This is a genomic window from Amycolatopsis acidicola (assembly GCF_007713735.2).
GTDB lineage: Bacteria > Actinomycetota > Actinomycetes > Mycobacteriales > Pseudonocardiaceae > Amycolatopsis_E > Amycolatopsis_E acidicola.
The window spans coordinates 61,713-68,594 of sequence record NZ_VMNW02000044.1 but is presented as its reverse complement, the minus strand read 5'-3'; the positions used below and the strand labels follow the sequence as shown (position 1 = coordinate 68,594).

General features: G+C 69.4%; 6 protein-coding genes. 2 read left to right on the top strand and 4 right to left on the bottom strand.

Annotated elements, in window-relative coordinates; genetic code table 11:
• Window positions 1-367: 367 nt before the first annotated feature.
• Complete coding sequence (locus tag FPZ12_RS26205; protein WP_144757535.1) at window positions 368-1,921, bottom strand: dolichyl-phosphate-mannose--protein mannosyltransferase; 1,554 nt, start codon at window positions 1,919-1,921, stop codon at window positions 368-370.
• A 76-nt stretch (window positions 1,922-1,997) separates the two neighbouring features.
• Here FPZ12_RS26205 and rsmI point away from each other — a divergent pair, with 76 nt between their 5' ends.
• Both rsmI and FPZ12_RS26195 read left to right on the top strand, forming a co-directional pair.
• Window positions 1,998-2,822: a 16S rRNA (cytidine(1402)-2'-O)-methyltransferase gene (rsmI, locus tag FPZ12_RS26200; RefSeq protein WP_144757536.1), complete on the top strand. Its 825-nt coding sequence runs from the start codon at window positions 1,998-2,000 to the stop codon at window positions 2,820-2,822.
• A gap of 44 nt (window positions 2,823-2,866) precedes the next feature.
• A complete protein-coding gene (locus tag FPZ12_RS26195) occupies window positions 2,867-3,823 on the top strand; it encodes a quinone oxidoreductase family protein (protein WP_144757537.1) in 957 nt (318 codons plus the stop codon).
• On the opposite strand, the gene FPZ12_RS26190 is transcribed toward FPZ12_RS26195, so the two are convergent.
• From FPZ12_RS26190 to FPZ12_RS26180, 3 genes are all read right to left on the bottom strand, one after another.
• Window positions 3,773-5,044: an aminodeoxychorismate synthase component I gene (locus FPZ12_RS26190; RefSeq protein WP_144757538.1), complete on the bottom strand. Its 1,272-nt coding sequence runs from the start codon at window positions 5,042-5,044 to the stop codon at window positions 3,773-3,775. The two genes, FPZ12_RS26195 and FPZ12_RS26190, sit on opposite strands and share 51 nt — an antisense overlap.
• Window positions 5,045-5,056: 12 nt before the next feature.
• Window positions 5,057-5,746, bottom strand: coding sequence for a G1 family glutamic endopeptidase (locus FPZ12_RS26185; protein ID WP_144757539.1), 690 nt, complete (start codon window positions 5,744-5,746; stop codon window positions 5,057-5,059).
• A gap of 91 nt (window positions 5,747-5,837) precedes the next feature.
• Window positions 5,838-6,881 carry an ABC transporter substrate-binding protein gene (locus FPZ12_RS26180; RefSeq protein ID WP_144757540.1) on the bottom strand — a complete coding sequence of 348 codons (1,044 nt, stop codon included), beginning with the start codon at window positions 6,879-6,881 and terminating at the stop codon, window positions 5,838-5,840.
• Window position 6,882: the final 1 nt, after the last annotated feature.

The following is a 6,882-nucleotide window of genomic DNA, read 5'->3' as shown; positions in this document are numbered from 1 at the left end:
GTGTTGGCAGGCCAGGCAGGTGGAGTGTTGGCGGGTTGGGCAGGCGGAGTGTTGGCGGGCTGGGCAGGCAGCAGAAGGCACCAGGGTGTGTGGCGAGGGGCTGTGGCGCGGGGCCTGGCCGCGCGCGCGGTCTGCCCGGGCGCGGCAACCCCTCGGCGCGGCAAACTGCCCGGCGCGGCAACCCCCGGCGCGGCGACAGCTTGGCGCGGCGACCGCTTGGCGCGACGAACCGCTTGGCGCGGCGACCGCTTGGCGCGACGAACCGCTCGGCGCCGTGACCCCTCGGCGCGACAGCCCCTCCGCGCGGCAACCCCTCGATGTCGGTAGAGGAGCGAGAGCGGTCAGCGGCCAGACGCGAGCGAGACCGCTACCGCCAGGAGGGGAGCCAGAGTTCGGCTTGCCAGTGGGCGCCGGTGATGGGGGTGCCGTTGAGGATGGGCCAGAGCCAGGCGAAGTTGGCGACCACGAGGCCGAGGTAGAGAGCGACGACGAGAAGCCCGGTGCCGCGGCGTTCGAAGCCGCGGCGGGCGCTGCCCAGGATCTGCCCTAAACCAAGGGCGAGCCCGAGGGCGAGAAACGGGGCCATGGGGGTGGCGTAGAAGAAGTACATCTGCCGGTCGATGTTGGTGAACCACGGCAGATACCCCGCGAGATACCCGGTGAGGACGGCGGCGTAGCGCCAGTCGAACCGGAACACCGTGCGCCACAAACCCCAGCCGAGCATGGGGAACGCCAGCCACCACATCGCTGGAGTGCCGATCAGCATGGTGGCCTGCACGCAGTCGCTGGTGCCGCAGGTGCTGGTGCCGGACTCGTAGTAGTACAGCATCGGGCGCAGCCCCATGGGCCAGGTCCAGGGCTTGGATTCCCACGGGTGCGGGTCGTTCTTGGGGGTCAGGAGGGTTTCGTGGAAGTGCAGGACGTTCATCGAGTAGTCCCCCAGCGACCGCAGCCCCGCCGGGACCCACCCCCAGATCCCGGGGTCGATGTCCTTGAGTTCGGTGTAGTGGCGGTCGGTAGCGGACTCGGACGCGAACCACGCCCACCACGACGCCAGGTACATCAGCACCGGGATCGCGACCATCGCCCACAGGGCCGGCGCGACATCCCGCCGCAACGTCCCCAGCCAGGGGCGCGGCACCCCGGCGGCACGACGGGCGGCGACGTCGAACCCGACGACCAACAGCCCGAAGAACGCCATGTAATACAGGCCCGACCACTTGGTCGCGAAGGTCAGGCCGGCGCACACCCCGGCGGCGAAGCGCCACCACCGGAACCCCAGCCGCGGCCCCCACGGCGACTCGTCCGCCCAGCCCTCGCGCACCGCGACGGCCAGCCGGGCGCGGACTTGGTCGCGGTCGACCAGCAGACAAGCGAAGGAGGCGAACGAGAACAGGGCGATGAAGATGTCGAGCATCCCCATCCTCGACTGCAGGAACAACACCCCGTCGCAGATCACCAGGACCCCGGCGACCCCGCCCAGCAGCGTGGACCGGGTCAGGCGGCGGGCCGCGCGGATCACCAGGACCACGATGATCGTGCCCGCCACCGCGGACGCGAACCGCCAGCCCCAGCCGTTGTAGCCGAACATCCACTCGCCGAGGGCGATCAGCTGCTTCGCCAGCGGCGGGTGCACCACCAGCTCATACCCGGCGTTGTCCTCGAACCCGCCGTTGCGCAACATCTGCCACGCCTGCGGCGTGTAGTGCTTTTCGTCGAAGACGGGGGTGCCGTCGTCGGTGGGGAAGCCCAGGTTCTGGAACCGGGTGATCGCCGCCAGCAAGCCGAGCACGATCGTGACCAGCCAGCCGCGCAGCCGGTCGGTCGGCATGGGGCGCCCGAGCAGCGTCGCTTCCCGGTCCGTCGGCGGGCGCAGGAACTCGGCCGGATCCGGCTGCGAACGGGTCAGCAGTGCGGTCACGGGGGTCGATCCTAGGCGGAGCCGGGTGAGGTCCGTGCCAGCCTGCGCCGAGATCGGCCACCACTACGCTGACGTCATGCCCCTCGTCCTCGCCGCGACCCCGCTCGGCGACTCCCGCGACGCCTCCGCACGCCTGGTCACAGCACTGGCCGAGGCCGACGTGATCGCGGCGGAGGACACCCGGCGACTGCGTTCCCTCGCGGCCGCGCTGGACGTCACGCCCGGCGGCCGGGTGATCAGCTTCTACGAGGACGTCGAGACCGCGCGGTTGCCGAAACTGCTGGAATCCCTCCACGCGGGCGAGACGGTTTTGCTGGTGACCGATGCCGGAATGCCCAGCGTGTCCGACCCGGGGTACCGGCTCGTCGCCGCGTGCGTCGCCCAAGACCTGCCGGTCACGTGCTTGCCCGGGCCTTCCGCTGTCACCACGGCGCTCGCACTCTCGGGACTGCCCAGCGACAGGTTCTGTTTCGAGGGCTTCGCGCCACGCAAGCCTGGCGAGAAATCCAAGTGGCTGGCCGAGCTGGCCAAGGAGCGACGGACGGTCGTCTTCTTCGAGTCGCCGCACAGACTGGCCGCCACGCTCAAGGACGCCGCGCAGGTATTCGCGGATCGTCGTGCGGCGGTGTGCCGCGAGCTGACGAAGACGTACGAGGAAGTCCGCCGCGGCACGGTTGCCGAGCTGGCCGAGTGGGCGGCCGAAGGCGTGCGCGGCGAGATCACCGTCGTGCTCGACGGCGCGCCGGAGCAGCAGGTGAGCGTGCACGACCTCGTGGCCGAGGTCTCTTCGCGGGTGGCCGCCGGCGAGCGGCTCAAGTCGGCGTCGGCGGAGGTCGCCGAGGGCGCCGGGGTCTCCAAGAAGGAGCTTTACGACGCCGTCCTCGCTTCACGCCGGAGCTAGCTTTCCTTACTCGGAGACGCATTACTGGCGGGTAGGGTGCTGGTATGCGAGCAGTTCGAGTGACCGAGTTCGGTGGCCCTGAAGTCCTGGAGAACGTGGAGCTGCCGGATCCGGAGGCCAAGGCCGGGCAGGTGCTGATCGACGTCGACCACGCCGGGATCAACTACGCCGACACGCACCAGGCGGAGAACACGTACCTCGCGCCGAGCCAGCTGCCGCTGGTCCCCGGCGGCGAGGTGGTCGGGCGCACCGGTGACGGCCGCCGCGTGGTCGCGTTGCTCGGCAGCGGCGGGTACGCGGAGCGGGCGGTCGCGGAGCAGGCGATGGCCTTCGACGTGCCGGACGGCGTGGACGATCTGACGGCGCTGTCGTTCATCGTGCAGGGCACGACGGCCTGGCTGCTCCTGCGGCGCAACGCGCACCTCGAGCCCGGCGAGTCCGTGGTGGTGCACGCCGCGGCCGGCGGCGTCGGCACGATCGCCGTGCAGCTGGCGAAGGCGTGGGGCGCGGGCCGTGTGATCGCGACAGCTTCCAGCGAGGAAAAGCGCAAGCTGGCGCTGGAACTCGGCGCGGACGTCGCGGTGGATTCTCGCGCCGAGGACATGACGGAGACGCTGCGCGAGGCCAACGGCGGCAACCGGGTGGACATCGTGCTGGACATGACCGGTGGCCCGGTCACCGACCAGAGCATCAAGGCGCTCGCGCCGTTCGGCAGGCTCGCCTTCTACGGCATGGCCAGCAGGCAGCAGCCGAAGCCGGTGCAGCTGGGCAACCTGTTGCGGCATTCGGCCACGGTCTCGGGCATGTGGCTGCCGCACGCGTTCACGTTGCCCGGCCAGGTCTACGGCAAGGCGCTCGCGGAGCTGTTCGAGCTGGCGCTGTCCGGGAAGATCGGCGCGGTGCCGGGTGGCGAGTACGGCCTGTTCGAGGCGCGCAAGGCGCACGAAGCGCTACGTTCCCGTGCCACCGTCGGCAAGCTGATGCTGGACCCCCGCCGCTAACAACGCCTCCAGCGGAGCGGCCTTGTGGAGGCATTCCTCCCATTCGGCCAGCGGGTCGGAGTCGGCGGTGATCCCGCCGCCGACTCCGAGCGCGATCCGTCCACTGTGGATTTCGAAGGTGCGGATCGCCACGTTCAGCTCCAGACCGGCGACCGGTGACGCCAGCCCCACTGCCCCGGTGTAGACGCCGCGGGCATGCGGTTCCAGCTCGGCGATCAGGTCCAGCGCGCGGATTTTCGGTGCCCCGGTCACGGAACCGGGCGGGAAGGTGGCCCGCAGCAGGTCTTCGTCCGTGACGCCGGGGCCGAGCGATCCTTCCACTGTGGACTCCAGATGCCACACGCCGGGCGCGGGGCGGACCGCGAGCAGCTCCGGCACGGTCACGCTGCCGACGCCGCACACCCGGCCGAGGTCGTTGCGCACCAGATCGGTGATCATCACGTTCTCCGCGACGTCCTTTGTGGACTCGCGAAGCTCTTGCCGCAGTGGCTCGTCCGACGGCCCGCGCCGCGGCCGCGTGCCCTTGATCGGCGTGGACCGGACACGATCACCTTGCCGGGCAAGGAAAAGCTCCGGCGAGAACGAAACCACGGAGCCCCAGCCCCCGGACAGGAAGGCGGCCCGGCGTGGCTGGAGTGCGCGCACGCCCTCGGCGAACAACGCTGCGGGTTCGCCGTCGAACCGGCCGGTGAACCGAGTGCAGATGTTGGCCTGGAACAGTTCCCCGGCTTCGATCGCGTGCACGCAGGCCTTGATCGCGTCGTGGTGCGGCAGGGGACGCTGGAGCGTGGTGGACGTCCAGCCGAGCGCCGGATCCGGTTGCCGCAGCAGCGCTTCGAACTCCGCCGGATCGGGTCCCGGGGCCAGCGCCTCGAACCACCAGCGGCCGTCGTGATCCAGCCGCAGTACGTGATCCGCCCAGCCCCAAACGGTTTTCGGGAGCCACGCCGACCTGCGAGCAGGATCACTCAGGTCGTAGGAGAGGTAACCGAACCAGCCACCGCCGACCGCTCCCGGCGGCCCGGCCATTTGTGGTTGAGCACAAAGGGAAAACGGATCCGCCACAGGTCCGGTCCGGATCGCGGGGGCCAGCACCGCCCGCGAGCCGAACCAGTCTCCGCACAGGGCGGCCATTTCGACCCCGAGCTTGCGCGCGCGCACGCTCAGTAGCCGCAGGACCTCCTCCGGCTCCCGCTTCCCGGATAGTTCGGTCCGCCGCACCCGCGCATTATGTCAGTGCCGGGTCATCGTGAAGTCCGTGCCGTCGGACGCGATGGCGCTGGGACTCCAGGTGTTGCTGCCGTTGTCGTCGGCGTCGAGCCCGGACGGGCTGGTGTCGGCGAGGTTCTTCCCGTCGAACTTGACGCCGGTGAACTTCACGCCGCCGTCAATGCCGGGGTAGGAGTCGGTGGGCGACTCGATGATCGCTTCGGCCGAGGAATGCTGAGAGGACAAGGACTTCGTGGTCGTCTTCGACCAGCCCTTGGTGGTGTCGGCGAGTGCCAGTTGGTACGTGTTGGTGCCGGTGCGCGTGACCGTCGCGGTGATCTGGTCGCCGGCGCTGACCGGGTTGTCGTAGTACACCGGTGCGGCCGGGTACATCTCGTACCAGCCCTGGTACACCGGAGAGCCGCTGGAGCAGTCGGTGGCGACGCCGGTCTGCTCCACGGTCGACGAACCGTCGCCGTCGATGCCGACCCATGGCGCGAACAGGTCGTTGCTGGAGTTGCAGGTGACCGAGGGCTCGACCCAGCTCGCGGTGGCGGTGGTGAAGCTGCCGAAACTGACGTAGCCGCCCCAGTTCCCGCCGGAGAAGTTGGTGGCGCCGAACACCGGCGCCGCCGCCGCGGTCCCGGCGAGGGCTCCCGTGACGGCGGCGGCGACGCTCAGCAGGCTGGCACTCCTGACCAGAATGTTTTTCATGTCAGCCAGTATCGATTTGAATATTTCCGACCAGTAGCTACTTTCGGCCCAAAATCACGAGCCAAGCCGGAGTCAAGGAACGGTAAAGGAATCAGCCCTTGGCGCCGTCCACGAACGCGGTCGTGTAAGTCTGCGCCAGATCGATCTTGTCCTTGTGGTTCTTGACGTTCTTCGAGTAGCTGGTCAGCACCTGCAGCGCGTTGGCGGCCCCGGCGGGGTCCATCCGGCCGTCGGCGTTGAACATGCCGATGCTGTCCTTGATCGACTTGACGTACAGCGCGGGATCGCCGCCCGCGAACGACGCCGGCATCTTCGCCGCGATCTCCTCCGCGCTGTGCTGGGAGATCCAGCGCAGGGTGGCGACGAACGCGTTGGCCAGCTTCTGCACCACGTCCGGGTACCGGTGCACGATCTCGCAGTTCATGTACAGCGAGGTCGCCGGGTACAGCCCGCCGAGCGCGGCGCGCGTGCCTTCCTCGGTGCGGAGGTCGTAGATCACCTTGCCCTGCCCGGTGTTGGTCAGCTGCGCGACCGTCGGGTCGGTGGTCATGCCCGCGTCGATCCCGCCGTTGTTCAGCGCGGCGATGAACGTCTGGCCGGCGCCGACCTTGACCGGCGTGTAGTCCTCCGAGGTCAGCCCGGCCTTGCCCGCCAGCGCCTTCGTCAGGAAGTCGGTGGACGAGCCGAGTGAGGTGATGCCGAGCTTCCTGCCGCCGAAGTCGGCGCCGCCGCGGATCTGGTCCGCCTTGTTCGCGGCGACCACCTCGGCCTCGCCGGGGATGTTGGCCATCTGCACCACGCTGGTGATGCACTGGTCCTTCGCCTGCAGGTCGATCGTGTGGTCGTAGAACCCGACCACCGCCTGCACGTCCCCGGCCAGCAGCGCGGTTTCCGCGTTCGCCCCGGAGGGCTGGTTGAGCAGTTCGACGTCCATGCCCTGCGCGGAGAAATTGCCCAGCTGCTGGGAAAGCATGGCGGGCAGGTAGATCACCTTCTCGATCCCGCCGACCATGATCCTGATCTTCGGTTTGCCGTCGGCGCCCAGGTTCAGCGTCCGCGAGTCGCGGCAGGCCGTGGTACCGGCCACCACCATGACCAGCGCGAGCGCGGCGCCCGCGATCCTCTTCCAGCGCATG

Bases quoted from the DNA above. Each gene is read 5' to 3' on its own strand.
- rsmI (WP_144757536.1), top strand. From the start codon at position 1,998: ATGCCCCTCGTCCTCGCCGCGACCCCGCTCGGCGACTCCCGCGACGCC.
- FPZ12_RS26195 (WP_144757537.1), top strand. From the start codon at position 2,867: ATGCGAGCAGTTCGAGTGACCGAGTTCGGTGGCCCTGAAGTCCTGGAG.
- FPZ12_RS26185 (WP_144757539.1), bottom strand. From the start codon at position 5,746: ATGAAAAACATTCTGGTCAGGAGTGCCAGCCTGCTGAGCGTCGCCGCC.
- FPZ12_RS26180 (WP_144757540.1), bottom strand. From the start codon at position 6,881: ATGCGCTGGAAGAGGATCGCGGGCGCCGCGCTCGCGCTGGTCATGGTG.